This is a genomic window from Geobacillus sp. CCR (assembly GCF_052906625.1).
Map to the genome: position 1 here is coordinate 27,167 of NZ_JBREBQ010000024.1, position 26,349 is coordinate 53,515.

The 26,349-nt window shown below is 51.2% G+C and carries 27 protein-coding genes and 1 rRNA gene; 1 reads left to right on the plus strand and 27 read right to left on the minus strand.

Translation table 11 applies throughout. The annotated features are described in order from the left end of the window. Positions 1 to 122: 122 nt before the first annotated feature. The 18 genes from mfd to metG all read right to left on the minus strand — a co-directional run bounded on the left by mfd (position 123) and on the right by metG (position 18,559). The gene (gene mfd / locus ACVBDQ_RS12745) at positions 123 to 3,656 is read right to left on the minus strand and encodes a transcription-repair coupling factor (protein WP_021322637.1); all 3,534 of its coding nucleotides are present in this window, start codon (positions 3,654 to 3,656) and stop codon (positions 123 to 125) included. A gap of 89 nt (positions 3,657 to 3,745) precedes the next feature. Next, on the minus strand, positions 3,746 to 3,976 hold the full coding sequence (locus ACVBDQ_RS12750; protein ID WP_011229562.1) for an anti-sigma-F factor Fin family protein: 231 nt from the start codon (positions 3,974 to 3,976) through the stop codon (positions 3,746 to 3,748). Positions 3,977 to 4,087: 111 nt separating this feature from the next. Further along, complete coding sequence (pth, locus tag ACVBDQ_RS12755; protein ID WP_429895536.1) at positions 4,088 to 4,648, minus strand: aminoacyl-tRNA hydrolase; 561 nt, start codon at positions 4,646 to 4,648, stop codon at positions 4,088 to 4,090. Positions 4,649 to 4,708: 60 nt separating this feature from the next. After that, the gene (locus ACVBDQ_RS12760) at positions 4,709 to 5,341 is read right to left on the minus strand and encodes a 50S ribosomal protein L25/general stress protein Ctc (protein WP_328091469.1); all 633 of its coding nucleotides are present in this window, start codon (positions 5,339 to 5,341) and stop codon (positions 4,709 to 4,711) included. Positions 5,342 to 5,418: 77 nt separating this feature from the next. Then, the gene (locus ACVBDQ_RS12765; RefSeq protein WP_012820445.1) at positions 5,419 to 6,366 is read right to left on the minus strand and encodes a ribose-phosphate diphosphokinase; all 948 of its coding nucleotides are present in this window, start codon (positions 6,364 to 6,366) and stop codon (positions 5,419 to 5,421) included. Positions 6,367 to 6,378: 12 nt separating this feature from the next. Beyond that, entirely contained in the window at positions 6,379 to 7,755 is a 1,377-nt protein-coding gene (gene glmU / locus ACVBDQ_RS12770) for a bifunctional UDP-N-acetylglucosamine diphosphorylase/glucosamine-1-phosphate N-acetyltransferase GlmU (protein ID WP_023634490.1), read from the minus strand. 132 nt (positions 7,756 to 7,887) lie between these two features. Then, positions 7,888 to 8,178 carry a septation regulator SpoVG gene (gene spoVG, locus ACVBDQ_RS12775; protein WP_003247437.1) on the minus strand — a complete coding sequence of 97 codons (291 nt, stop codon included), beginning with the start codon at positions 8,176 to 8,178 and terminating at the stop codon, positions 7,888 to 7,890. A 125-nt stretch (positions 8,179 to 8,303) separates the two neighbouring features. Further along, a complete protein-coding gene (locus ACVBDQ_RS12780) occupies positions 8,304 to 8,678 on the minus strand; it encodes a RidA family protein (RefSeq protein ID WP_011229557.1) in 375 nt (124 codons plus the stop codon). A 42-nt stretch (positions 8,679 to 8,720) separates the two neighbouring features. Next, a complete protein-coding gene (purR, locus tag ACVBDQ_RS12785; RefSeq protein ID WP_014194574.1) occupies positions 8,721 to 9,542 on the minus strand; it encodes a pur operon repressor in 822 nt (273 codons plus the stop codon). Positions 9,543 to 9,597: 55 nt separating this feature from the next. Then, positions 9,598 to 10,470: a 4-(cytidine 5'-diphospho)-2-C-methyl-D-erythritol kinase gene (gene ispE, locus ACVBDQ_RS12790; RefSeq protein WP_013143962.1), complete on the minus strand. Its 873-nt coding sequence runs from the start codon at positions 10,468 to 10,470 to the stop codon at positions 9,598 to 9,600. Between the two features lie 219 nt (positions 10,471 to 10,689). Further along, positions 10,690 to 10,869 carry a small, acid-soluble spore protein, alpha/beta type gene (locus tag ACVBDQ_RS12795; RefSeq protein ID WP_013143961.1) on the minus strand — a complete coding sequence of 60 codons (180 nt, stop codon included), beginning with the start codon at positions 10,867 to 10,869 and terminating at the stop codon, positions 10,690 to 10,692. A 250-nt stretch (positions 10,870 to 11,119) separates the two neighbouring features. Further along, positions 11,120 to 11,377, minus strand: a complete 258-nt coding sequence (veg, locus tag ACVBDQ_RS12800; RefSeq protein WP_011229553.1) for a biofilm formation stimulator Veg — start codon at positions 11,375 to 11,377, stop codon at positions 11,120 to 11,122. 182 nt (positions 11,378 to 11,559) lie between these two features. Beyond that, positions 11,560 to 12,459 carry a sporulation peptidase YabG gene (gene yabG / locus ACVBDQ_RS12805; protein WP_014194570.1) on the minus strand — a complete coding sequence of 300 codons (900 nt, stop codon included), beginning with the start codon at positions 12,457 to 12,459 and terminating at the stop codon, positions 11,560 to 11,562. A 139-nt stretch (positions 12,460 to 12,598) separates the two neighbouring features. Continuing rightward, on the minus strand, positions 12,599 to 13,480 hold the full coding sequence (rsmA, locus tag ACVBDQ_RS12810) for a 16S rRNA (adenine(1518)-N(6)/adenine(1519)-N(6))-dimethyltransferase RsmA (protein ID WP_014194569.1): 882 nt from the start codon (positions 13,478 to 13,480) through the stop codon (positions 12,599 to 12,601). After that, the gene (gene rnmV / locus ACVBDQ_RS12815) at positions 13,473 to 14,036 is read right to left on the minus strand and encodes a ribonuclease M5 (RefSeq protein WP_014194568.1); all 564 of its coding nucleotides are present in this window, start codon (positions 14,034 to 14,036) and stop codon (positions 13,473 to 13,475) included. The genes rsmA and rnmV overlap by 8 nt, the downstream gene beginning before the upstream one ends. A 257-nt stretch (positions 14,037 to 14,293) precedes the next feature. After that, entirely contained in the window at positions 14,294 to 15,499 is a 1,206-nt protein-coding gene (locus ACVBDQ_RS12820; protein WP_014194566.1) for a G5 and 3D domain-containing protein, read from the minus strand. Between the two features lie 200 nt (positions 15,500 to 15,699). Then, the gene (locus ACVBDQ_RS12825) at positions 15,700 to 16,470 is read right to left on the minus strand and encodes a TatD family hydrolase (RefSeq protein WP_013143959.1); all 771 of its coding nucleotides are present in this window, start codon (positions 16,468 to 16,470) and stop codon (positions 15,700 to 15,702) included. Positions 16,471 to 16,606: 136 nt separating this feature from the next. Continuing rightward, positions 16,607 to 18,559 (minus strand): methionine--tRNA ligase, encoded by a 1,953-nt coding sequence (metG, locus tag ACVBDQ_RS12830; protein ID WP_014194565.1) that lies wholly within the window; start codon positions 18,557 to 18,559, stop codon positions 16,607 to 16,609. 395 nt (positions 18,560 to 18,954) lie between these two features. On the opposite strand from metG, the gene ACVBDQ_RS12835 reads away from it, so the two are divergent. Further along, a complete protein-coding gene (locus tag ACVBDQ_RS12835) occupies positions 18,955 to 19,254 on the plus strand; it encodes an AbrB/MazE/SpoVT family DNA-binding domain-containing protein (RefSeq protein WP_011229546.1) in 300 nt (99 codons plus the stop codon). Between the two features lie 16 nt (positions 19,255 to 19,270). On the opposite strand, the gene rsmI is transcribed toward ACVBDQ_RS12835, so the two are convergent. The 9 genes from rsmI to rrf form a co-directional block, all read right to left on the minus strand. Next, positions 19,271 to 20,182 carry a 16S rRNA (cytidine(1402)-2'-O)-methyltransferase gene (rsmI, locus tag ACVBDQ_RS12840; protein WP_014194563.1) on the minus strand — a complete coding sequence of 304 codons (912 nt, stop codon included), beginning with the start codon at positions 20,180 to 20,182 and terminating at the stop codon, positions 19,271 to 19,273. Between the two features lie 15 nt (positions 20,183 to 20,197). After that, positions 20,198 to 20,947: a tRNA1(Val) (adenine(37)-N6)-methyltransferase gene (locus ACVBDQ_RS12845; protein WP_014194562.1), complete on the minus strand. Its 750-nt coding sequence runs from the start codon at positions 20,945 to 20,947 to the stop codon at positions 20,198 to 20,200. A 60-nt stretch (positions 20,948 to 21,007) separates the two neighbouring features. Next, positions 21,008 to 21,370, minus strand: a complete 363-nt coding sequence (gene yabA / locus ACVBDQ_RS12850) for a DNA replication initiation control protein YabA (protein WP_011229543.1) — start codon at positions 21,368 to 21,370, stop codon at positions 21,008 to 21,010. A gap of 15 nt (positions 21,371 to 21,385) precedes the next feature. Continuing rightward, on the minus strand, positions 21,386 to 22,213 hold the full coding sequence (locus ACVBDQ_RS12855) for a PSP1 domain-containing protein (RefSeq protein ID WP_012820432.1): 828 nt from the start codon (positions 22,211 to 22,213) through the stop codon (positions 21,386 to 21,388). Between the two features lie 14 nt (positions 22,214 to 22,227). Then, positions 22,228 to 23,220, minus strand: a complete 993-nt coding sequence (gene holB, locus ACVBDQ_RS12860) for a DNA polymerase III subunit delta' (protein WP_021322628.1) — start codon at positions 23,218 to 23,220, stop codon at positions 22,228 to 22,230. A gap of 79 nt (positions 23,221 to 23,299) precedes the next feature. Beyond that, complete coding sequence (gene tmk, locus ACVBDQ_RS12865; protein WP_014194560.1) at positions 23,300 to 23,932, minus strand: dTMP kinase; 633 nt, start codon at positions 23,930 to 23,932, stop codon at positions 23,300 to 23,302. Between the two features lie 26 nt (positions 23,933 to 23,958). Then, on the minus strand, positions 23,959 to 25,392 hold the full coding sequence (locus ACVBDQ_RS12870) for an aminotransferase class I/II-fold pyridoxal phosphate-dependent enzyme (RefSeq protein WP_025039043.1): 1,434 nt from the start codon (positions 25,390 to 25,392) through the stop codon (positions 23,959 to 23,961). A 170-nt stretch (positions 25,393 to 25,562) separates the two neighbouring features. Then, positions 25,563 to 25,769 (minus strand): sigma factor G inhibitor Gin, encoded by a 207-nt coding sequence (locus ACVBDQ_RS12875; protein WP_011229538.1) that lies wholly within the window; start codon positions 25,767 to 25,769, stop codon positions 25,563 to 25,565. 152 nt (positions 25,770 to 25,921) lie between these two features. Next, positions 25,922 to 26,038 (minus strand): 5S ribosomal RNA (rrf, locus tag ACVBDQ_RS12880). Positions 26,039 to 26,349: the final 311 nt, after the last annotated feature.

The window sequence follows — 26,349 nt, forward strand, 5'->3', positions numbered from 1 at the left end:
TATCCTTCACAATCCACGTTCTATACGTGATGAAAGTGATTTTGGCCATTTTAGATAAAATTGCCCATCCTTCATTATCGCCACATGCAGGAAACGATAAACATCATAAAACTTTTTCTTGATTATGCCGTCACCGACTTCTCATTTTCCACCCCAGACAGCCGCCGCAGCGTCTCCTCTAAAATCATCAGCCACTCGTGCGGCTTCATTTCCTTGATATAGAGCACAATTTTCAGCTTCGCTCCGTCCATGCCAAACCCGAATAAGCGGCCATGCCGGCGTCCGATGTCAGATAGACGCTGGATTTCCACCGTTTTCGATGCCTGTTCAGTAAACAAGATGTCAATTTGCTGCTTATGTTGCTTCATCGATTCGACGCCAAGCTGCTTGGCCAACACCTTCAACTCAGCAATTTGGAACAAATACGCAACTTCATCTGGATAATCGCCGAAGCGGTCGACCATTTCCTCACGCAGCGCCTCAACGTCTTCGAGCGTCTCCACTGCCTTAAATCGCTTGTACATCTCGATCTTTTGCAACTCGTCTGCAATGTATGTGCTCGGAATATAGGCGTCGACTTCGACATCGATGACGACATCCGGCCGCTCGTCTTCTCGCTTGATGCCGCGCCGTTTCTCGATCGCTTCTTTCAACATTTGCGAATACAAATCGAATCCGACCGAGTCGATAAAGCCGTGCTGTTCGGCGCCGAGAATGTTGCCCGCGCCGCGGATCGACAAATCGCGCATGGCAATTTTAAAACCAGAGCCGAGCTCGGTAAACTCTTTAATGGCTTGCAGCCGCTTTTCTGCCGCTTCATTGAGCACTTTATCTTTCCGATAGGTGAAATACGCATAAGCGACGCGGTTGGAGCGGCCGACGCGCCCGCGCAGCTGATACAGCTGCGACAATCCCATCCGGTCGGCGTCATAGACGATAAGCGTGTTGACATTCGGAATATCGATGCCCGTTTCAATGATCGTCGTCGTCACCAGCACATCGTATTGCCCTTCCAAAAACGCCAAAATCGTCGATTCGAGCTCCGTTTCCGACATGCGACCATGCACGTAAGTGACGCGCGCTTCCGGGACAAGCTGTGCGATTTCTTCCGCTTTCAAGTCGATATCTTCAATATGGTTGTAAAGGAAAAACACCTGCCCGTCGCGGGCGAGCTCACGTTCAATCGCCTCTTTGACGAGTTCGGGCGTATATTCCATGACATACGTTTGCACCGGGAATCGGTTTTCAGGCGGCGTCTCGATGATCGACAAATCGCGCACGCCGATCATCGACATATGCAACGTACGCGGAATCGGCGTCGCCGTTAAGGTGAGCACGTCGATGTTCGCCTTCAGCTGCTTAATTTTTTCTTTATGCGCCACGCCAAACCGTTGCTCCTCGTCGATAATGAGCAAGCCTAAATCTTTAAACTTCACGTCTTTCGACAGCAGCCGATGCGTTCCAATGACCATATCGATCGTCCCATCTTTTAGCCCTTTGATGATCTCGGCTTGTTGCTTTTTCGTCCGGAAGCGGTTCAACAGTCCGACGTTGATTGGGAACCCTTGAAACCGTTCGCGCACCGTTTCGTAATGCTGTTGGGCCAAAATCGTGGTCGGCACAAGAAAGGCCACTTGTTTGCCGTCCATAATGGCTTTAAACGCCGCCCGCAACGCCACTTCCGTCTTCCCGTAGCCGACGTCGCCGCAAAGGAGGCGGTCCATCGGTTTGTCGCTCTCCATATCACGCTTAATTTCCTCAATCGACCGAAGCTGATCTTCCGTCTCTTGATACGGAAACGCCGCTTCAAATTCGCGCTGCATCTCGGTGTCCGGCGAAAACGCATATCCTTTGCTTGCCTCACGCTCGGCGTACAGCTTGATTAAATCTTCAGCAATATCCTGGACGGATGATTCCACTTTCTTTTTGACCTTTTTCCATTCCGAACCGCCTAGTTTGTAAATTTTTGGTTCTTTTCCTTCCGAGCCGACGTATTTTTGCACTTGATCCATTTGGTCGACCGGAACATACAGCGTATCGCCGCCTTGGTACTGGATATGAATATAGTCTTTATGCACCCCGTTGATTTCTAACGTCTCGATGCCTAAATATTTCCCGATGCCATGGTTGACATGGACGACGTAGTCGCCGACTTGCAATTCGGCGTAGCTTTTGATCCGCTCGGCGTTGGACAGCTTTTGCCGGCGCACCGGGCGTTTGACCCGTTTTTTGAACAACTCTTCTTCTGTGATGACGGCAATTTTTTGCAACGGCAATTCAAACCCGGTATTTAAATCTCCTTCAAGGAGCTGGCATTTGCCATGCAGCAAAGCCGCATCGCGCGCGAGCGGCAGCGCGTCAATCTCATAATCTTGAAGCAATGATTGCAGCTTTTTCACCCGCTCTGCATTCGGCGCCAAAAAGACGACCGCATAGTTTGCCTTTTTCCACCGCTCGACTTCGGATTGAAGAAGCGCCATTTGCCCATGGAAGTTTTGCATTTGTTTGCACGTAATATTGACGACGTTTTGTGGGTGGGCATACGGAACATGGCGCAAAAACAACGATAAGTATACCCGCTGGAATCGATGTTTTTGCAATAATTCAGAAAACGAATGCGAAAGCGGCACGCCATGAATCATTTTCCCACTGTCAAGCAAACTCGTATACCATTCCGCCTCTTCGCGGTCCAACCGTTCCGCCGCCTCTTGCAGCCGGCTCATTTCATCCATGAGCAGCACGCCGTCTTCTGGCAGGTAATCTAGCAAACTCGCAACCTTTTCATAAAAAAGGGACATATATTTATATTGTTGCTCGATTTCCTGCCCCTCGCGCAATTGCTCAAGCTCAGCGTGAATATGTTCATACATCCGCTGTTTGGCGGCCTCATCTTTCATCGTCTCCAAACTCGACGCAAGTCCCGCTTCAATCCGCTCGATTCCTCGGCGCCGCGTCTCACCATCGAGAATGATTTCATCGGCCGGCCCGATCATGATGCGCTCGATTTGCCCTTGCGAACGTTGGTCGTCAGGGGTGAACGTCCGAATCGATTCGATTTCCGTATCAAACAGCTCGATGCGGTACGGAAGCTCAGCGGTCAATGGATAAATGTCGATGATGCCGCCGCGGACGCTGAACTCTCCGGGGGCGGAAACGGTGCCGACCCGTTTGTACCCCATTTGCACAAACTTCTGTTTACAACGTTCTACATCGAACTCTTGTCCAACGGAGAAGGTGAACAAATACTGCTTCCAAAGCGACGGCGGCGGCAACAAACGCCGCAAGCCGGCGACCGGGCAGACGACGACTCCTTTTCCGCCTTGCGCCCAATGGTTCATAATCTCTAGGCGCTGTGCCTTCAGCTCCGGGCTGGCGACCGCCATCTCAGCGGCGATCACTTCGTTCACTGAATAAAGGAACACGTCTTCCGGCCCGAGCAACGAAACGAGATCGTCATACATTTTTTGCGCCTGAAACAAATTGTGAGAGACGACTAACAGCGGCCGGCCTGTCTCCTTGTAAAGCGTGGAAATAAAAACAGACCGGGCCGATCCGGACAGCCCGGCGACAAGCTGTTCCTTCAAACGGACATGGAGCCCCTCGATGATCGTACGGACATCTTGGTTTTCAGCTAAATAGCGATGCAACGAAAGCACCCCTATTCTCCCTCCTCTCAACGCCAGTTTCTTTCCGTTTCATTGGCCTGGCGCAAACACAAAAACGCTTTGGTCGCCCAAAGCCGCCCTTAATGGATGAATTTTTCGTATTGATGCCATTCTGGGTTTCGCGCCAGCGCCTCTTGACAGTCTTCGCAAATCGTTTTCACATGAATGTCACCGTTCGGTTCATACGAAATCATCTCGAGCCGTTCCTCTTCCGTTAAGTGGTGGAATCCCAGTTTCTCGCTGTATATCGGCATTTGCTCAATCGTTCCGACTTTTGCACCGCAATGGCGGCAATAGTAATGTAGCGCCATTCAAGCCAACCTCCTCACTGGGCACCGGGCTGTTCCGCCCACAAGGCAGGCGAAGCCGACGCTTCGGCCGCCTCCCGTACTCACATTGTGCACCAGTTCAGAGGAAAATATTCACTCGTTAAAATCATTCATCACTTGAATAAATGGCGCCTTCACCGCCTGTTCACACGCATCGGCAGCCCGCAGCACCGCTTTGTCCACCGCCGGTTTCTCCTCTTCCGTAAAGCGGCTGAGCACGTAATCCGCAACCGGTTGCCCGTTCGTTGGCCGACCGATGCCAATGCGAATGCGCTTAAACTGCTCGGTGCCAAGGTGGTGAATGAGCGATTTGACGCCATTATGGCCGCCGGAGCTTCCTTTCAGACGAAGGCGGATTTTTCCCGACGGGAGATCGAGGTCATCGTAAATGACGATGACATCATCGATGGCAATGTCGTAGTAATCCATAAGTGGGCGAACACATTCCCCTGATAAATTCATATATGTCAACGGTTTGCATAATGCCACTTTTTCGCCAGAAACGGACGCCGTTCCGAACAAGCCGCGAAATTTAGCGGTTTTTAACGATACATTCCAGCGCTTCGCCAGTTCGTCGATGACGAAAAAGCCGACATTGTGCCTTGTTTGCTCATACTCCTTGCCCGGATTGCCGAGCCCGACAAACAGCTTCAATCCTCGCGCTCCTCTCTTTGCATGATACTACAAAAGACGTAACCGAAACGGTTACGTCTGTCACTCTTCTGGCGTCGTTTCTCTTCCTTCCGCAGCGTCAGGCTGCCCTGCCTCTTGCTGTTCGCCGCTATCGATTTCTTCCTCTTGTTGCGGCGGCAAGATCGTGGCGATCACTTCGGAAGGTTCATGATTGATTTCAAATTTGCCGTCCGTTTGCACGTCGCCAACGGTGACGGTATCACCGACTTGCAGTCCGGAAATGTCCACTTCGATCACTGGAGGAATGTTCGCCGGCAGGACGCGGATGGACAGCTCATGCAAGTTTTGCTGCAACACGCCGCCATCCTTCACGCCAGGCGCCTCGCCTACTAAGCGAACTTCAACGTCAATATCAACTTCTGTCGATAGATCAACCGCTTGAAAATCGGCGTGAAGCAACTCGCCACGCAACGGATCGCGCTGCATCTCGCGCAGCAACACCGAGTAGTCCTCGCCGCCGACTTTCAGCGTCAGCAAGCTTGTGCGTCCGCCTTCACGAAGCACTTTTTCCAGTTCAGCGGCGCTGACGAAAATCATTTTGTTTTCGACTTTTTTGCCGTACAAAATCGCTGGAATGCCGCCTTGCGAACGAATACGCCGCAATGTCGAACGTTTTTTGTCTGTGCGTTCTTTCGCTTCCAACACAATCTCCATGTTTCTTCACCTTCCTGAATTAGAATCTATTGACTACTTTATCCTAAAACAAGAAGGGCTAAACATGTTTTCTTGCGTTAGTCGAACAGGACGCTGACAGACTTCATTTCATACACGCGCGTAATCGCTTCAGCAATAAGCGGAGCCACCGACAGCTCTACAATTTTATCAATTTTTTTCTCTTCTGGCAAGGCAATTGAATTGGTGACGACCAGTTCCTTAATTTTGGAACTTTGAATGCGCTCGATCGCTGGACCAGACAGCACCGGATGGGTGCAGCACGCGTACACTTCCTTCGCTCCGCTTTCCGCTAGAGCGTTGGCCGCGAGTGTAATCGTGCCGGCCGTATCGATAATGTCATCAATCAAAATGGCCGTTTTCCCCGCCACTTGCCCGACAATGTTCATCACTTCCGCCACGTTCGGCTTCGGCCGGCGCTTATCGATAATGGCAATCGGCGCTTTCAAGCGGTCGGCGAGCTTGCGCGCCCTTGTGACACCCCCATGGTCCGGAGAGACGACGACAATATCTTCCAATTGTTTGCTTTTGAAATAATCCGCCAAAATGGGCACACCCATCAAATGATCGATTGGAATATCGAAAAATCCTTGAATTTGGGGGGCATGCAAATCAAGCGTGATGACGCGCGACGCTCCGGCCGTCTCGAGCAAGTTGGCGACCAGCTTCGCTGTAATCGGTTCGCGCGAACGCGCTTTCCGGTCTTGACGGGCATAGCCGTAATACGGCATCACGATATTGATCGTGCGGGCCGAGGCGCGCTTTAACGCGTCGATCATGATAAGCAACTCCATCAAATGCTCATTGACCGGCACGCTCGTCGATTGAATGACGAACACATCGTCGCCGCGGATGCTTTCTTCAATGTTGATTTGAATTTCCCCGTCGCTGAAACGGGAAACGGAACATTTGCCAAGCTCGATTCCCATGACTTCTGCAATTTCCTTCGCCAACTTCATGTTCGAGTTCAGAGCGAACAATTTTAATTGATGCTGACAGTCAGACATGATAGACCTCCGCTAAGATTTTTTCTTGCCTGGCAGGCGATCGACATAATTTTCTTTATTGACTTGCCGGGCGCGGGCAATGGCGAGCGCGCGACCGGGGACGTCATTCGTGATCGTCGATCCGGCGGCGACGTAAGCGCCTTGTCCTACCGTAACCGGTGCAATCAAATTGACATTGCAACCGATAAACGCCCCATTTTCGATTTTGGTCATATGCTTATTCACGCCGTCGTAGTTGACCGTAATCGACCCGCAGCCAAGATTGACATCGGCGCCGACTTCAGCATCGCCGATATAACTCAAATGCGGCGCCTTGCTTCCTTTGCCGAACGTCGATTTTTTCACCTCGACGAAATTGCCGATCCGCACCTCATCGTCGATTTTTGACAGCGGTCGAATATGGGCGAACGGGCCGATCGTCACATCCGAACCAATCTCGCTGTCATGGGCGACCGAATGGCGAATCGATGTGCGATGGCCGATATAGCAATTTTTAATTTCCGAATTTGGTCCAATGACGCAGTCTTCACCGATCACCGTCTCGCCTTCAATCACCGTGCCGGGGTAAATGACCGTGTCGCGTCCGATCATCGCCTCGGCGGAAATATAAGTGGAAGCCGGATCGATGATCGTGACCCCGTTTTTCATATGCTGACGGCAAATTCGAGCACGCATGATCCGCTCCGCTTCGGCGAGGGCGATGCGGTCGTTTACGCCGATCGTTTCCTCAAACGACGGCGCCTGATAGGCGGATACAACGCCGCCGTCGGCTTTGATAATTTCAATCACATCCGTTAAATAATATTCACCTTGAGCGTTGTGGTTGGTCACTTTTGTAAGCGCTTGAAACAATGTCTGGTTGTCAAAGCAATAGATTCCCGTGTTAATCTCGCGAATGTTCCGCTCTTGCTCGCTCGCATCCTTATGTTCGACAATTTTCTCGACATGGCCAGCCTGGTTGCGGACAATGCGGCCATATCCGGACGGATCATCAGCGATGGCCGTCAATACGGTCGCCTTCGCCTTGGCGGCCATATGATGCTCGACGAGCGTCTCCATCGTCTCAGCGGTGATGAGCGGCGTATCCCCACAGACGACAATCGTCACTCCTTCAAGGCCGCGCAAATGCGGAGCCGCCTGCATTACTGCATGCGCCGTCCCGAGTTGCTCCTCCTGCAGGGCATATTCACACTGAGAGCCGAGCTGTTCTTTCACTTGTTCCGCCCCAAATCCCACTACCGCAATCGTTTTTTCCACCCCAAGCTTCGACACTTGGTCGATGACGTGCTGAACCATTGGCTTGCCGCAAACGGGATGAAGCACTTTATACCACTTTGATTTCATCCTCGTCCCTTGTCCGGCCGCCAAAATGACCGCATATCGCTTCATGTGAAAGGCCTCCAATTACCCTTTTATCCATAATTGAATATATATGAATCAGTGGCACTTTTCAAGGAAACAATGCGGTTGCCAAAAAAATAGAGAGCTTGGTGAATTTCACCTAAGCTCCCTTTCATATGTTTACGAAGCGCCAGCTTCTTCAAGTTCTTCTTCCAACTTCCCGAGGCGGTGATATTCAGCGAGGATCGCCTCCTGGATTTTCCCGCGCGTGGCGGAATTGATCGGATGAGCGATATCACGGAACTCCCCATCTGGTGTGCGCTTGCTCGGCATCGCGACGAACAGCCCATTGTTTCCGTCGATGACGCGGATGTCATGGACGACGAACTCGTTGTCCAACGTAATGGAGGCGATCGCTTTCATCCGTCCTTCGGTATTGACGCGGCGTAATCTTACGTCTGTCACTTCCATTTTGCTCACCACCTTTTCCCCTATATGAGACTCGATGTAATTAATTCCACGTGCTCGAGTCATTTCCTTCTTTTTTCGAAAAATTTTTTATAAATTTTTATGTAGGGAAAAAGTGGGGCTAATCATTACGGAACGAGGGCAACGACTTCAATTTCGACAAGGACATCTTTCGGCAGCCGGGCTACTTCCACGCACGAGCGCGCCGGCTTATGGTTCGGGAAGTATTGGCTGTACACTTCATTCATGGCCGCGAAATCATCCATATTTTTCAGAAATACGGTCGTTTTCACCACCGTATCGAGCGAAGCGCCGGCCGCTTCCAATACGGCCTTCAAGTTTTGGAACACTTGATGCGTCTGCGCTTGAATGTCGCCTTTCACCAATTCCCCTTCTGGAGTGAGCGGGATTTGCCCCGAGCTGTAAAACATGTTGTTGACGATGATCCCTTGCGAATATGGGCCGATCGCTTGCGGCGCCTTCGTTGTCTCTACCTTTCTCATGAGCCAGTCTCCTTTCTTGATTTTTATGTCAAGCAGCGAGTGCTATAAAAACGCTTTGTAATTGCCTTCTTTGACAGCGATCCGCTTTTCTTTTACGTCGACCTCGGACAGTTTGACGAGTGAAATGTATTCGTCGACCAACCGTTCTTTCGCCTCCTCCGACTCGACGAGCACGCCAATGCCGGAGACATTGCCGTTAAACTCCTGCAGCAAACTGATCATGCCGTTGATTGTACCCCCCGCCTTCATAAAATCGTCGACGATGAGCACATTGGCTCCTTCCGCTAAGCTGCGCTTCGATAGGACCATCGTTTGGATGCGTTTGGACGAGCCGGATACGTAATTGATGCTCACCATCGGTCCTTCTGTCACTTTATTGTCATGGCGGACGATGACAACGGGCACATACAAAAAGTTGGCGATGGCATACGCGAACGGAATCCCATTGGTGGCGATCGTCATGACGACATCCACCGGACGGTCGGCAAACATCGACGCATAAAGGCGGCCGATTTTGTTCATAATACGGGGATCGCCAAGAATGTCGGTCATATACAAATATCCGCCGGGAAGAAGCCGATCCGGACGCGACAGTTGTTCACACAAATACGCAACCACTTCTTCCGCTTCCTCAGCAGCCATTTTTGGAATGTATTGCACGCCACCGGCAGCGCCGGGCAGCGTCCGAACGGTTCCGATTCCTTGCTGCTCGAACGTCTGCTTAATGATGGCCAAATCTTCGCTGATCGACGATTTGGCCGATTCGTACCGCTCGGCAAAAAATGTAAGCGGAATGAGCTGATGTGGCCGTTCAAGAAGATAATGCGTCATATCAACTAAACGGCCGCTTCGCCTTAGCTTCATAGCCGACCTCCTGAAACCGAATATTATAAATATATTTTAACAAAAATGTACGTGTTTAATCAAGAGAATGTCGTTCTCCTAACATTCTCACCGCAAACACTTGGTCACAAAAGCCGCGCAACCCATTGTATACCCGCTGCATTCTCGAATCGTGCTCGATCAGTCCAAACACGGTCGGCCCGCTGCCGCTCATCAGCACCGCATCAGCGCCAAACCGCTTCATTTGTTCTTTAATATGCGCGACTTCCGGATATTTTTTCAACGTCACTTCCTCAAGAACATTGCCGACCAACCGGCAGATCGCCGCATAATCTTGCCGCTCGATCGCTCTCACCATCGCATCGACGTCTGGATGGCTGACACGCTCAAGTTCCAAGTTTCGGTACACTTCCGCCGTCGATACACCGATCGGGGGCTTGGCCAGCACAACCCAGCACGGCGGCGGCGAAGCGATCGGAGTGATGATTTCCCCGCGCCCCGTCGCCAAGGCGGTTCCGCCGTAGACGCAAAAAGCGACATCTGATCCGATTTTCGCCCCGAGCTCTGCCAGTTCATCCATCGTTAATCCAAGTTGCCAAAGCTTGTTCAACCCACGCAGCGTCGCCGCCGCATCGCTGCTTCCTCCCGCCAATCCGGCGGCCACCGGAATATGCTTCGTAATCGAAATGGCCACCCCTTGGCGGATCGAAAACGTCTCTTTAAGAAGCTTAGCCGCCTGATACGCCAAGTTGCGGCAATCATCCGGCACAAAGCGGTTTTGCGAAACGATGCGGATCGCATCTTCCTCCGGCAACGCGACAAGCTCAATGCGATCGGCCAAATCGATCGTCGTCATCACCATTTTCACTTCATGGTAACCATCCGGGCGCTTATAAAGAACGTCGAGTGACAAATTGATTTTCGCCGGCGCTTTTATCGACAACCTCACTCATCCTCACCTGCTTCCACGCGCAATCATGAATAAGCGGATTGGCATCCATCGGCTGCTTTCCGTCTCCGCCGTCTTTGCCCCGTCTCATCCGCCTTTCTTTCGTCAACCCATTTTATCATATTACCATGTTCTGGCGACGACGCCAAACAATATATGTATGCAAAAAAGGGCGCCCCGTTCGGGACACCCTCGCCGCAACACGCCCCGCTGCCGGCGCTATTCCGTTGTTCCGGCCAGCTGCCGCTCCGCCCGTTCAATCGCCAATCTGACCATGTTTCCTGCGTCTTTCGCGCGGATGGCGCCCCACCCCTCACGTTGCACGACATCGTAAAAGCCCAACTCTTTCGCCAGCTCTTCTTTCAAGCGTTGCGACATAATCCCGCGGCGTCGACCCAATGTCAGCAACCCCTTTCCATGTTCATTGGCGCTATGGCATGAAACGTTTGGCAACCCGCCGGCGCATCAACAAGCCGGCTTTGCATTTGGCCGGGCAAAAGGCGGCTGCGGCAGTTTTAGTATGAAATAAAGAGGGCGGTTTTATCATAGTTCCGAAAGAAAACTCCCGCTTCAAACAAAACGAAGTGGGAGTAGTTCACGTCACCTATTTATGACAAAACAAAAAACAAAAAGCAGCAAACAAATCTGTCTACTGCCCCCCTGCTTGCTCATCATCCCAAAACGTCAACTTTACTGTCTCTGTCAATACGTCGGCGTAGCTGAACGATACGCGTTCAAACGAATTCTCTTTTTGATCCAGCTCAATGACAAATACGGATGGATATGTTTCCGCCAAAATACCACAACGCTCAATCATTTTTCTGCGTCCGCCGTTGGCCCGCAGCGTCAACCGTTTCCCGATATTGGAATCCAGCGTTTTTTTAATATCGGATAAAGTCTTTGGCATTCATCATCCACCTCACTATTTGTAATTATAACAAAGATGGTGTCTAAAGTCAAAAAATAAAGATTATATCAAGGCATTTTTATTTCTGTCAATGTATATTTTTCTACAATATCCTTCTTTTTATGTGTGATGTGGAACTTTTTTGTAAAAAAATGCGACGGACGTATAGAAAAAACCGCCCATCAACTGCGGCGGTTTTCCTCTCGATTCTCAATGAGGCGAAACGGCATCCCGGTGCGGAGCACGCCTTTCGTTTCCACCCCACCAAGCCCCTTTTCCCCAGTTAACGTGTTGCGCAACACATCCCATACGTCGACCGTTTCGGTGAACGGGGTGAAGCTGAGGCGCGAAACGATATAGACGGGGTCCAGAGCATGAATGTTCACCCGCGCTGGTGAACTGGCAAAATTCGCCCCAGCGCGGATGAGCGACTCAAAGTGCGACTGGCAGGCGCCGGCGAAAATGATCAGTTGGTCCAAATGGGGCACTTTTTTGCGCGCCTCTTTCACCGTTTGCACAAAATGGCGCGAATGGCGGTACGCTTTTAACTCATGCACCTTTCCTTTTGACTTCGAATACGAATCATGCCCGGTGATGACTAAAATATCAGGGCGAAACTGCTCGATCCAGTAGCCAACTTTTTCCGGCATTTCGCTTTCCTCGCAGTAAATGCCGTGCACCGGCACGCCGATCCGCTCATACAAATCCATACATTTGCGCAAATATAACGGGTCGCCATCCAAATGAAGAACGCGCCCCGGAATTTGAAAAAAATCTTTCTCCACCCGGTATCCGCCGGTCGCCCGATATTCGACTTTTTGCTTGATCGCCTGATAATCTTGGCGAAAAAGCCGATACGATTGTTCGATCAGCTCGATTTCCCGCTTTTTCCGTTCCTGTTGCTCCTGCTCATCGATGACGACTAAATCGCTGCACGGAGCGTCCGCGACGAGGCGCACGTCTTCACCATACAAAATCGCTTCCCACTCGCCGTTTTTTTCTTTAATATCAATCACTCGGAACAATAAATCACATTGGTAAGACTTGCGGGCGACAATATCGCCGATTTTAATGACGTCCATCACCGCTCACTCCATTGCATAATCGTTGTCATCCATACGATATGCACGTGCGGACAATAGGTGATAGACGCCTGTTTGGACGGCTTTGGTTGACGAAAAGACCGCTGCCCCCTAGAGGAGCGCTTTCTTTACGACTCCTTCATTTGCCGAAAAGCGGTGCCAACGCGTTGCTTAATGAAGCAAACTCAGCGATGTCAAGCGTCTCTCCGCGGCGGCGCGGGTCAATGCCCAAAGCAACGAGCACTCGTTCAATTTTCTCTTTGTTCTCTTTTCCTCCCGGCAAATTGTTTGTTAAGTTGTTGAACAGCGTTTTGCGGCGCTGGGCGAAGCTTGCCCGCACTACTTGGAAAAACACGCCCTCATCGTCGACAACAACAGGCGGATGCTGCCGCTTTACGAGCCGGATGACAGCAGAATCAACGTTCGGCTGCGGCATAAAGACGGTGCGCGGCACCGTCATGACGACTTCCGCTTCGGTATAATACTGCACAGCGATCGTCAGCGAGCCGTAATCTTTTGTCCCTGGCTTAGCGGCAAGACGGTCGGCGACTTCTTTTTGCAGCATGACGACCATGCCTCGGATCGGCAACCGCTCGGTAAGCAGCTTCATAATGATCGGTGTCGTCACATAATAAGGTAAGTTGGCGACGACCATCCGGTCGCTTACATCAGCCAGTTCCTCGGCGATGACGGCATGCAAGTCGGCCTTTAATACATCTTGGTGAAAGATGCGCACATTGTCATAAGCAGACAGCGTGTCGGCCAAAATGGGCAACAGTCGGCCGTCGATTTCGAAAGCGACGACTTTTTTCGCCCGTCGCGCCAATTGTTCCGTCAACGCTCCGATGCCCGGTCCGATTTCAATCGCTCCTGTATCAGGGGAGATGTCGGCAACATCCACGATTTTCCGCAAAATGTTCGCATCGATCAAAAAGTTTTGCCCAAGGCTCTTTTTAAACGAAAAGCCATATCGCTCCAAAATTTCTTTCGTCCGCCGCGGTGTTGCAATATCTTTATACATCGTCTGCCTCCTCCTGCATCACGTGCGCTAACGCGGCATAAAAAGCATCACGGGAAATGCGGAACACTTGCAGCCGCTTATGAAACTGCCGACCGTTCGCATAGCCGATTTTCAGCTCCTCGCCGAGACGCTGCCGCCGCCGGCGCGCCATCGCACCGCCGATCAACCCAGCCTCGATCAGTTCAGCAAACGTAATTTCTTCCTTCCAATCCGACGCCTCTTCATACACGTTGGCGAGCGCCCGACGGATTTCGTCAGGGGACGCGTGCTCAACCCCGATGCCCTTGCCGTTTTTCGCTTTGGCTGCCTCGCGCGGCAAAAAGGCATGCTTGCACCCCGGCACCTGTTCGGCAATCGTGCGGCGAATTTTTTCGCCGGGAAAATCGGGATCGGTAAAAATGATCACGCCGCGGCGCTCTTTCGCCAGCTTGATCCGCTCAATGACATCCGCGCCCACTGCTGCTCCGTTTGTCTCGATTGTATCGGCATCGACGGCGCGCCGGATCGCCGCCGTATCATCTTTTCCTTCCACAACGATCACTTCTTTGATCTTCATCCTCCCATTGCAGAAACAACGGAATCGTCTCTTTTTCCTATTTCTGCAATGCCTCCTTTCCGGTAAAATCAAAAGTAAGGCGAATCATCGCCGAAAGCCGCTTCATTCCCTTATTATTTTTTGAATTTCGCTGAAACTTTTTTTCCGTTTGCATCGTCTAATTTAGCAGAAACGGCGCGCATTGTCGCGGCACAATGCCATTATAGCGAAAAAAAGCAGAGGGAAAAAACCCTCCGCTTCGTTCTCCCATCGCATCTCTATGGCAATACCCGTATTTTCACGCGCTTTCTGCCCCAACGAAACGCATCCGACCGTTCCGGGAAAAACACATCAATTTTATATCCGCGGATGCCTGAGCCGGTGTCAGCGGCAATGGCATATCCGTATCCTTCCACATACACTTTCGACCCAAGGGGGATGATGGACGGGTCGACCGCAATCACTTTAGCGGAAGGATTTTTGCGCAAGTTGATGCCCGTGCTTGTTATGCCTGAACAGCCTGCACAATAGGCAGTGTAGGCGGTGGCGGTGACGTAAAATTCCTTCGCGGCATGGTCCGAGCCGCGCGAGGACGGGCGGTCGGGCGCGGCAGCTGAGCGCACAGTTTTCGTGCCGATGGCGACAATGCGCGCCTTGCTTTCTTTTAGCGTTTTCGCAGCGATTAGTTTGCGCGCCGTTTCTTTGCCGTTTTCCAATGTCACCTCATACGTTTTTTGAACCATCCCTTTTTCTCCAGGCTGAATGACGCGCCGCTCTCCTTTCGGCAATGAGTCGTCCCGTTTTGTCACCACGGCAAAGTCGACGGGTTCTTCCACTACATCGGTGACTTTTTTTACTCGGACCACACAAATGGTCATCTGTTCTTTGACCATTTCGTGCAAGGAGGGCTCTATCCGATCGAGTTGACCTAGCTGAATCCCTTGCTGCTTCAAAAAGTCAGCGACCGTAGTCGAAGTTGTCCATACCTGCTGTTGTTTACCGCCGACATTGACGTGGACTGGAAACGCCTTTTCAACGCCGATGTCCATGCCTTTTTGAATTTTCGCCGAAAGCGCCGGCGCCACTTTGTCATACGGCCCGACTGCCACGTGCTGCGAACGGAGCAGCTCCGCGACTGTATCGGCTGTCGTCCATATCTTTTTCTTTTTTCCATTGACCGTCAGCGTCACTTCTTTGCTCGCTTCCCAAACGATATGGAGATCGTCGGTGATCGGTGAGTGGAGAGACGGATAAACATAATCTTCTTTGCGCGGTTGAATGTTTTGCTCCGCAAGCAGCTCTTTCACCGTTTTCGCATGAGTGCGAATTTCTTGTTTGTTTCCGTTTTTGATCAGCGTCACATCGTCTTTGGCCATCTCATATCCAGCAACCCCTGTCGTCGCGGAGATGGCGAGAAACCCGCCCGCTGTGACGGTCACGTTTTTCCTCCATAAGTCCAGCCATTTCCTCCCATTCGGCAACATCAGATGAACGCCTCCTTTTTCTACGGAATTCCCCTCTCCCTTTAACATGTACGCACGAGCATACTCTATTATGCAGAAAATTCAGTGAAAAAGGAAGGAAGACTTGTCGACACGCGGTTGGCTCATATCGGCTGAATTTGTAGAATTTTATCGTCTTCGCCGCACCTTCGACAAGCTTCCCCGCTGTTCGACGCCTAATTTTAGCGGTCGATGGCGAACAATTTTTTGGCATTTTCCGCCGTTGTTTCCGCTACTTCGGCAAAAGAAATGTTTTTGATCTGTGCGATCGCTTCGGCAACGTATTTGACATAGCTCGGCTCGTTTCGTTTGCCGCGGAAAGGGTGAGGCGTTAAATATGGACAATCGGTTTCGATCAATAAATGGCTCAGTGGAATCTCCTTCGCCACTTCCTTCGGTTTTTTCGCATTTTTAAACGTGACCGGTCCGCCAAGGGAAATGAGAAAATTCATGTCCATGCACTGTTTGGCCACCTCGACGCTGCCGCTGAAACAATGCATAATCCCGCCGACTTCGGCGGCGTTTTCCTCTTGCAAAATTTTTAAAATATCTGCCGTCGCCTCACGGTTATGAATAATGATCGGCAACTTCACCTTTTTAGCCAGCCGGATTTGCTGCCGGAACACCTCTTGTTGCACGTCTTTCGGCGATTTATCCCAATGGTAGTCAAGCCCCATCTCGCCGAGCGCCACGACTTTCGGGTGAGCGGCGAGCTGTTCAATCATCTGCAAATCATCGTCCGTCATCTCGATCGCATCAACCGGATGCCAGCCAACCGCCGCATAAATAAACGGATACCGCTCGGCCAGCTCGATCGCCCGATCGATCGTCGGACGGTCAAACCCGACGACGACAATGTGTGAAACCCCTTCATCGCGGGCGCGTTCAATGACTTGTTCCAAATCTTCTTCGTATTGGACTGCATTCAAATGTGCGTGCGTATCAAACAGCATACTAATGCCCTCTTTTCCACCTTGATGTTAAGTGTAGCATAGAAATTGGTTACATACGTCACATTTCGTTAACATTTCCATTACAAAATAGCGACAAGGAGGTGTCAAGCGCAACACCCCCCTGCCAAGCAAACCGTTATTTGATTTTCGTTCCATTCGGCACGTGTTGATCAACCGTCGCCAGCGAAAATTCCCCGCCGCTGCCTCCGGCTAGAATCATGCCTTCCGACCATTCGCCGCGAAGCTTGGCTGGTTTTAAATTGGCGACGCAAATGACTTTTTTGCCGACTAGTTCTTCTGGTTTGTAAAACTCAGCAATGCCGGAGATCACTTGCCGCTTCTCGCCGCCAAGGTCAAGCTGAAGCTTCAACAGCTTATCGGCGTTTTTTATCCGTTCGGCATGGATGACTTCAGCGACGCGCAAATCGATTTTGGCGAACTCGTCAATCGAAATTTCCGCCGCCTCCGCTGCTTTTTTTTCCTCTTTTACCGGTTCGGCGGCCGGTTTGCCCCCTTGCATATGCGCCTTAATGTACTCCACTTCCGCTTCGATGTCGAGGCGCGGGAAGAGCGGTTCTCCCTTTTGCACTTTTGTCCCTTCCGGAATGAGGCCGAAATCGTACAAGCTGTCCCATTCTTTTAATGAATGATCAGTGATGCCGAGCTGAGCGAACATGCGCTCCGGCGTGCGCGTCAAAAACGGCTGGAGCAGCACCGCCGTATGGCGAAGCGATTCAGCCAAGTGGGTCATGACGGCGGCAAGCTCATCCCGTTTCTGTTCGTCTTTCGCCAATACCCATGGCTGCGTTTCATCGATGTATTTGTTCGTCCGGCTAATCAACTGCCAAACAGCGGCGAGCGCGACGGAAAACTCCATTCCCTCCATCGCTTCTTCATATTGACGCACCACTTCGCGCGCCGTTTGCGCCAACTCTTGGTCAAACGGTGTTTTCGGCCCGCGGTATGGCGGAATAACGCCGTCGAAATATTTCTCGATCATCGCCACAGTACGGTGCAACAAGTTGCCTAAGTCGTTGGCCAAGTCATAGTTGATGCGCTCAATAAATCCTTCCGGCGTAAACACGCCATCAGCGCCGAACGGCACTTCCCGCAGCAAATAATAGCGGAGCGCATCAAGCCCATACCGGTCGATGAGCGTCACCGGGTCGACGACATTTCCTTTCGATTTGGACATTTTTCCATCCTTCATCAGCAACCAGCCATGGCCGAATACTTTTTTCGGCAACGGCAAGCCGAGCGCCATCAACATAATCGGCCAATAAATCGTATGGAAACGGACGATTTCTTTGCCGACCAAATGGACGTCCGCCGGCCAATATTTGCGGAACTTTTCATCGTTGTCCGTGCCGTAGCCGAGCGCTGTGATATAGTTGGCAAGCGCGTCGATCCAGACATAGATGACATGCTTCGGATTGCCTGGCACTTTAATGCCCCAATCGAACGTCGTCCGGGACACAGCCAAATCCTCAAGCCCCGGCTTAATGAAGTTGTTGATCATCTCATTTTTCCGCGATTCCGGTTGGATAAAATCGGGATTTTCTTCGTAATATTGCAACAAGCGGTCGACATATTTGCTCATCCGGAAGAAATAGGACTCTTCTTTCACTTTCTCAACAGGCCGGCCGCAGTCCGGACAGTTGCCGTCCACAAGCTGCCGCTCAGTGTAAAACGATTCGCACGGCGTACAATACCAGCCTTCATATTCGCCCAAATAAATATCGCCTTGTTCGACAAGACGGGTGAAAATTTGTTCGACGACTTTTTTATGCCGCTCCTGCGTTGTGCGAATAAAATCGTCGTAGGAAATGTCGAGCTTCTTCCATAGCTCCTGAATGCCAGCGACGATCTCATCGACGTATTGCTGCGGCGTTACTCCTTTTTCTTCCGCCTTGCGCTGAATTTTTTGCCCATGCTCATCGGTGCCGGTCAAATACATGACATCGTAGCCGCGCATCCGTTTATAGCGAGCCATGGCGTCCCCCGCCACCGTTGTGTAAGCATGACCGATATGCAGGCGGTCGCTCGGGTAATAAATCGGCGTCGTCAAATAAAACGTTTTTTTCTCCATCGGTTAGGCCCTCCCTCGTACTGTTGAGCACAAAAGCCCCCGTCCGGCGACGAGAGCGGCGTTACTTCTATTTTACATAATTTTTTCATTCTACAAAAACATCTATTTCTCGTGGGCTGAAAAAATATACCCAAACCGGCAAAAATACGGCCGCGTTTTCAGCCATCGCTGCGAATTTGTTATACAAGGATAGAGTTTAGATGGGCAAATTCATTCGTTTTCTCCTTTCTTTCTAAACAAACTTTTTTTGAAATAACAATATACATTTTTTTTAAATTTTACATATTAAAGGATTGACGCTTAATGGAAACACTGATATGATTAGGTTGTAGGAAATTTGTCGAATATTGACGAATAAACGACAAAAAACTTTTTTGCGGAGAGGAGAATCGACGATGAAATCGACAGGGATCGTGCGTAAAGTCGATGAGTTAGGCCGCGTCGTCATTCCAATTGAGCTGCGACGTACGTTGGATATTAACGAAAAAGACGCGTTGGAAATTTATGTTGACGATGACCGCATCATTTTGAAAAAGTATAAGCCGAACATGACGTGTGTCGTCACCGGCGAAGTGTCGGACGACAACTTCAAACTGGCCGGCGGCAAAATCATTTTAAGCCGCGAAGGCGCAGAAATTTTGTTGCAGGAGATCCAACAGCATCTAGAAGCAGCAACAGACAAAGAAAAAGAATAAAAAAGTTTCTCTGGCTTCAGAGAAACTCTTTTTTTTCTTCTTCTTGCTGTTGATGATACTGCCGATAAACGTCGCGTTTCGACATATTTCGATCACTGGCCGCCTGTTTCACCGCCTCCTTGACGGAAAGGCTGTGCTCGCGAATATAATAATCGACATGTTCGACAAGCGAAAGCGGCTGCCACCATTCCTCTCCCTCTTGCTCTTGTTTATTCCCGTCTCGCGCCCCTTCGACAATGAGGCAAAATTCACCGCGGGTGTCATGTTCTTCCGCCCAGGCGACCGCATCGCTTAAATCGCCGCGGATGAACTCCTCAAACCGTTTCGTCAACTCGCGGCCAAGAGCGATGCGCCGATTGCCGAATATATCATACATAAGAGCGAGCGTTTCTTTCAAGCGGTGGGGCGCCTCATAAAAAATTAACGTCTCCGCCGCTGTTTTTAATGACAGCAGCTGCTCTTTTTTCTCTTTTTTCGCCCGTTCCAAAAAGCCGACAAACAAAAAGCGGTCCGTGGGCAGCCCGGAGGCGACAAGCGCTGTCAATGCCGCGTTCGCTCCAGGAAGAGGGACGACGCGGCAGCGCTCGGCAAGCGCCGCAACAATAAGCTCATAACCCGGATCGGAAATGCCGGGCATCCCGGCGTCGCTCACCAATGCCACCGTTTTTCCTTCCTTCAGCCATTCGACAAGCTGCCGGCCGCTCGCGTATTTATTATGCTCATGGTAGCTGACGAGCGGCGTATGAATGCCGAAATGGGCGAGCAGCTTTTTCGTCTGCCTTGTGTCCTCGGCGGCGATGACGTCAGCTTCCTGAAGCGTCCTAACCGCACGAAACGTCATATCCTCCAAATTGCCGATCGGCGTCGGCACGATGTACAGTGTCCCTTGCTCCGTTTGTTCGGTAAAACTTTTTTGCTGCCAAAGCATCCTTGTTCCGCCCCTTTAAGATGAAATAATGCCATATAAGATCCGCTTCGTCTCCTCAGTATATTCGTTATTCTCATTATACACGACAAGCGGAGGCAACACTTTTAAGTCCGGGCTTGCGTCTTTTGTCCCTTCAATTAAAATCATGTTCGCCTCTTTGCCCTCTTTCGGGTACACAAAGCGGAGCCGTTTCGGCTCAAGACGGTATTGGCGCATGAGCGTCACAAGATCAAGCAGCCGCCCGGGCCGGTGGACGAACGCCGCCTTCCCTCCTTGCTTCAACAGCTGGCTGCTGACTCGAATCACATCCTCTAGGGTGCAATAAATTTCATGGCGGGCGATGGCGATATGTTCATTTTTGCTCAGTTCGTCTTTGCCGACTGCCGGAAAATACGGGGGGTTGCACGTGACGACATCGTACCGGCTGTAACCGATCCGTTGCGGCGCTTCTTTAATGTCGCCGTGTATGATCTCGATTTGTCCTTCAAGCCCGTTGTATTGCACGCTTCGCCTCGCCATGTCGCAAAGCCGTTCTTGAATTTCGATGCCGATGATCGTCCCTTTTGTTCGCCGGCTCAACAAGAGGGGAATCACCCCGTTGCCCGTGCACAAATCAACAATCTGCCCCTTTTGAATCGGCATATAGGCAAAATGAGCAAGGAGCACGGCATCAAGGGAAAACGAAAATACAGATGGACTTTGAATGATGCGGAGCTCTTCGTTAAACAAATAATCGAGCCGTTCATCCTCGTACAATTCCACCATGACGCACGATCCTCCATTGAAAAAAATAACCTTTCCGAAACGGAAAGGGTGGCGCTGCCTTTAGTTTTTGTTCAAAAACGACAAGCAAAACAAACAATCGCCCTCGGTGCGAATGCTTCCGTAATGGATGTGACAAATATGAAACCCTTCTTGGTAAAGGCGGGCTAAATTGTCATACCCTTCGCCAATGTCGATGAGTTTTTTGCCATGTTTGTCCCCTTTTCGTTTGCCTTCTTCCCATGCTTCTGACAATTGTTCAAGCCGACGGCGCAAATGAGCATTTTCGATTTGCAGCTGGTGATTCTCTTCTAACAGCTCCGTTACGCGCTGTTTCAGCTGCACCAGCTCGCGGTAAAAATAACTAAGTTGCTCTTCCATATTGGCCACTGATCGAAACACTTCTTTTTTATCTACTTTTTCCACTGGCCCCACCCCAAATTAATCCGCGACGCGAATGGACAACGTCCCGTTTTTCATCAGCTCATCGAGTGTATATTCGACGACCCGTCCGAATTCTGGAAGCTCGATTTGCAACACCCGCTCTAAAATGTTCAAGCCGACGACTTTGCCGAAGCCGTGCGGTGTTTCGACATATTCCCCTAAATCCGGGAGTTGTTCTTTCGCCGTCTCATACTCTTCGTTTTCATATTTCAGGCAACACATCAGCCGGCCGCACAGCCCGGAAATTTTCGTTGGATTGAGCGACAAGTTTTGATCTTTCGCCATTTTGATCGACACCGGTTCAAAATCGCCTAAAAACGTCGAACAGCAAAGCATGCGGCCGCACGGCCCGATGCCGCCAAGCATTTTCGCCTCATCGCGCACCCCGATTTGCCGCAGCTCGATGCGCGTGCGGAAAATCGACGCTAAGTCTTTCACAAGCTCGCGGAAATCGACGCGCCCATCGGCAGTGAAATAAAAGATCACTTTATTGCGGTCAAACGTATATTCCACATCGACGAGCTTCATTTCCAGCCCGTGCTCCTCCACTTTGCGCAAGCAAATGTCATACGCCTCGCGCGCCGCCTTTTTGTTTTCTTCTACAATCCATTTATCTTTCTCATTCGCCACGCGGATCACTTTTTTGAGCGGCAGCACGATGTCGTTTTCGTCGACTTGTTTATTGGCGATGACGACTTTTCCGTACTCAATGCCTCGGACCGTCTCGACAATGACGAATTCGCCGACGGGAATAACGGCATCGCCAGGGTCAAAATAATAAATTTTCCCTGCTTTTTTAAAACGGACGCCGACTACCGTATACAACGGCTCTCCCTCCTTTACCGCTTTAATTGAAGAACGAGCTGCTCAACAAGCAACGCTGTGCTCATATTTGTTGTATTTAAACGCGTTTTCGCTTGTAAAATTGCTTCCATGCCAGCCAAAATCCGCCGCTGCGGGCAAGCAAGCGCCCATCGTTGCAGGCGGTCCAGCTGATCGCGGTATAACACGCCGTCCATCTGCCCGGCTTGAATATGCAATAAATCGCGGTATAAATATAAAAGCAAATCAAGTCCAAGGTCAAGCTGATGGTTTTCCAAAAAATGCGGAAACAAGCGGTCGTGGATGAAAAACAAAAGCTGCAGCTCCGGCTTGCCCAGCATCTCATACCATTGTAGCACTAATGTTCGCGCCTCGGCAAACCAACTATCTTGGGCAAGCGCCAGTGCTTCCTCGAAGCTGTTTGTCAAATGGGCAGCCAACAGCGCCAACGGCAACGGCACGTGCTCCTCGACAAGTCCCTGAGCGAGCTCTGCCGGCGGCAACGGCCGGAACGAAAGCACTTGACAGCGGGAAACGATCGTCCCTAGCAGGCGGTGGTATTGCTCAGTCAGCAATACCGCCACCGTCCCCGGATGCGGCTCTTCCAAAAATTTCAGAAGGCTGTTGGCAGCGCTTGTCGTCATTTGATCGGCGTGCTCAACGATGTACATTTTTTTATCCGACTCGACCGCTGTTTTCGAGAACTCTTGCTGCAGCCATTCGATTTGTTCCTTTTTGATTGATCCTCCGTCTGGGCTGATCACCCGGACGTCAGGGTGGTTGCCGGAGTCGATGCGCCGGCAGTTGCGGCACTCCAGACACGGGGAAACTCCGATTGGGGACAGACAAAACAAACGTTTCGCCAACAACAAACTGGCCGCTTTTTTGCCCGTCCCCCGCTGCCCCTCAAACAAGTACGCATGAGAAATCCGCCCTTTTTCCAAGCCGCTTTGCAGCATTTTCGCCACCACCGGCTGGCGTTTCGCTAGCTGTTCCCATCGCATCGCCATCACTCTTCCTTGATTTCTTATTTCTATTCTATCATGTCCACTAGGAATCATCACGGTCGGATTCATGGAAATGGCGCTGTCATCTTCCTTTCAAACGGGAAAGCACCGCGGCCGTTGTTTCAGCGAATACATCATCAAGCGGGCGGTTCGCGTCGATGACGACAATGCGGTCGGCAAACCGTCTGGCGAGTTCCCGATACCCTTCTCGCACCTTCTCATGAAAAGACAACGTTTCAAGGTCAAGCCGATTCACTTCCCGGCTGCGGTTTCGTCGGATTCGTTCAAGCCCAATTTGCGGATCGATATCAAAATAAATCGTCAGCGACGGCATATACCCATCAATAGCGAACTCATTAATTTTCCATACTTCCTCAATGCCAAGCCCGCGGGCAAATCCCTGGTAGGCGAGGGAACTGTCAACAAACCGGTCGCAAAGGACGACGCACCCAGCCTCAAGCGCCGGCACGATTTTCTCAAGCAAATGCTGCCGGCGCGCCGCCGCATACAAAAGCGCCTCCGTCCGCCCGTCCATTTCCGTATAATCACGGTTTAAAATGATTGAGCGAATCGCCTCGGCAATGCGCACCCCGCCCGGTTCCCTCGTCGCCACGACGTCAATCCCCCGCTCACGCAACAACGACTCCAATTTGCTGATCATCGTCGTTTTGCCGGCTCCTTCCGGTCCTTCAAACGAAAAAAAGCATCCGTTCATCACTCGCGGCATCCTTTCCATCCTTCCTATTCGTATACAACCAGCTGACCATCTTTCAGCCGGCTTCCGCCTTGTATGTGCGCCCGCTGACAAAGAAGCTGGCGGATCTGTTCAATATGGCCGCGGCCGATCCGTTCTCCGACCCACACGAGCGGCACCCCAGGCGGATATGGAATGACCGTTTCCGCCGCTATATGTCCTTCAGCTTCCTCGAGCGCCACAGCTTTTGTCCGCAAATGGCGCAGTTCATTATACGGGACTAAAACCGATAGAAGCGGTCCGAGAAAAGGCGAAGCGTCACACACCGGCGCCTCGCCATCTGGCAAATCGCGCCACGCTCGTTTGATTTTCTCCGCTGCTTCCTGAAGCCGCCCGGTTACCGCCAGCGGGCAAACGAAAAGCACGTTCATTCGATCAGCAAGCTCGACAAACACCCCTTCGCGCTCAAGCCAACGTTGCAGTTCATACCCGGTCAAGGAACAGCGCGTCTGCACCGTTACTTTCAGCGGGTCGGTCTGTACGCCAAAATGGCGGGAACAAACGACTGCCACCCCGTCAATATCGGCCAAGGCTGCTTTAAACTTCTCAATTTCTGCCACGATCGCCGCCGCATCGCTTTTTGAAAGCTGGGCGACATAACTCCGCGCCAAATCGAGCGACGCCATAATCGGGTAAGACGGGCTGCTTGACTGAAACAACTGCAAAAAATATTTCAACCGCTCAAGATCAACCCGCTCGCTGTTTACATGCAAAAACGCTCCCATCGTCATCGCCGGCAACGTTTTATGCGCCGACTGCACGACAACATCGGCGCCATAGCGAAGCGCCGATGTCGGAAAAGGGGGGCCGACAACGAAATGGGCGCCATGCGCCTCATCAACCAGCACCGGAATGCCATGTTCATGAACTAGACGGACGATTTCTGTCAAATCGGCGGCCATTCCATAATAATTTGGGTTCGTCAATACAACCGCAGCAACATCATCATGAAGCGCCAACGCCTCTTTGACCGCTTTAGGACGAATGTGCGAAGCGACACACACATCACGATCAAACTCGGGAGCAAGTAGAACAGGAGTGGCTTCCATGAGTTGCAATGCATGCATCACCGATTTATGGCAATTGCGTTGTACAATCACTTTCTTCCTCTTTCCATCACACACGGCGGCGATCATTGCCAAATTCCCTGCCGTCGAACCGTTCACAAGGAAAAACGTCTCCCTAACGCCATACAGCTCCGCCGCCAGCGCCTGCGCCTCGGCAATCACCGACTCAGGATGATGCAAGTCATCCAAGCCGGAAATTTCCGTCGCATCCAACGCCAACAGCGGCGCAAACATATCTCTCCCTCGTTTCGAAAACAAAGCGCCGTATTTATGTCCCGGCACGTGAAACGAAACCGGGCGGCGCGCCCAATGGTGCACGAGAGCGTCATATAAAGGAGTTTTCGTTTGATCCATCATCATCCTCTTTCCTTGCTGTCTGTCCCAGAACGGCCATCATCCGGGCAGACTGCCGAAATGCATGGGATATGCAGGAGAAACATCAAACATATAGTATCACAAACGCCCGAAAAAACGCACGAGTCGCGTCAATCGCAAATAAAAACAGGCCCAAATGCAGGACCTGATTACGAGTGAATTTTCGATGTAAACATTTTGCGCAGCTGCCGCACATAAAACGAGTAGTTCGGGTCGTCCGTATTCGTTTGCACAATCGCCCGGTTGCAGTCCAAACAAAGAAAATGGCCAAAAAGGAAAATCCCTTCCTTTTTTTCCTGTTCACAAACGATGCATACATGTTCGCGTTGATTCCGGTCTGCTATTGATGTCCTCACGCTCTCCACCTCCCATCCTCTATGTTTCCCACATTGCTAACATTCTATACTAGTAGATGAAAGGAAGAGAGACATTGAGCGGGTCCTTATCGTTTTTTCCTCAAAAAACGAAAACAGCCAATTGCACCAATGCAACTGGCTGCTCGTTTATTGCCTAGCAGCGACCTACTCTTGCAGGGGCGCTGGCCCCAACTACCATCGGCGCTGGAGGGCTTAACTTCCGTGTTCGGGATGGGAACGGGTGTTTCCCCTCCGCCATAGCCACTAGGCAAGCATTTGGATTTTGACATCATTTATTATACTTGAAAAACAAACAATGTCAAGAAGGAAGTTCATTCCCTCAAAACTAGATAACCGTGCTCAGGAAGAAGCCGCTCGCCTGCGCTTTTCGCATTGTCCAGCTCCGGCTCGCCGCCGCTCGGGGTCAAATAACCTTCGCCTTCGGGATCGGAAATCCCTGCAGGCGAAGAACATTTGCCCGTCGCGGCGACCCGCTCGCCTGCGCTTTTCTTGGTTAAGCCCTCGATCGATTAGTATCCGTCAGCTCCACGTGTCGCCACGCTTCCACCTCGGACCTATC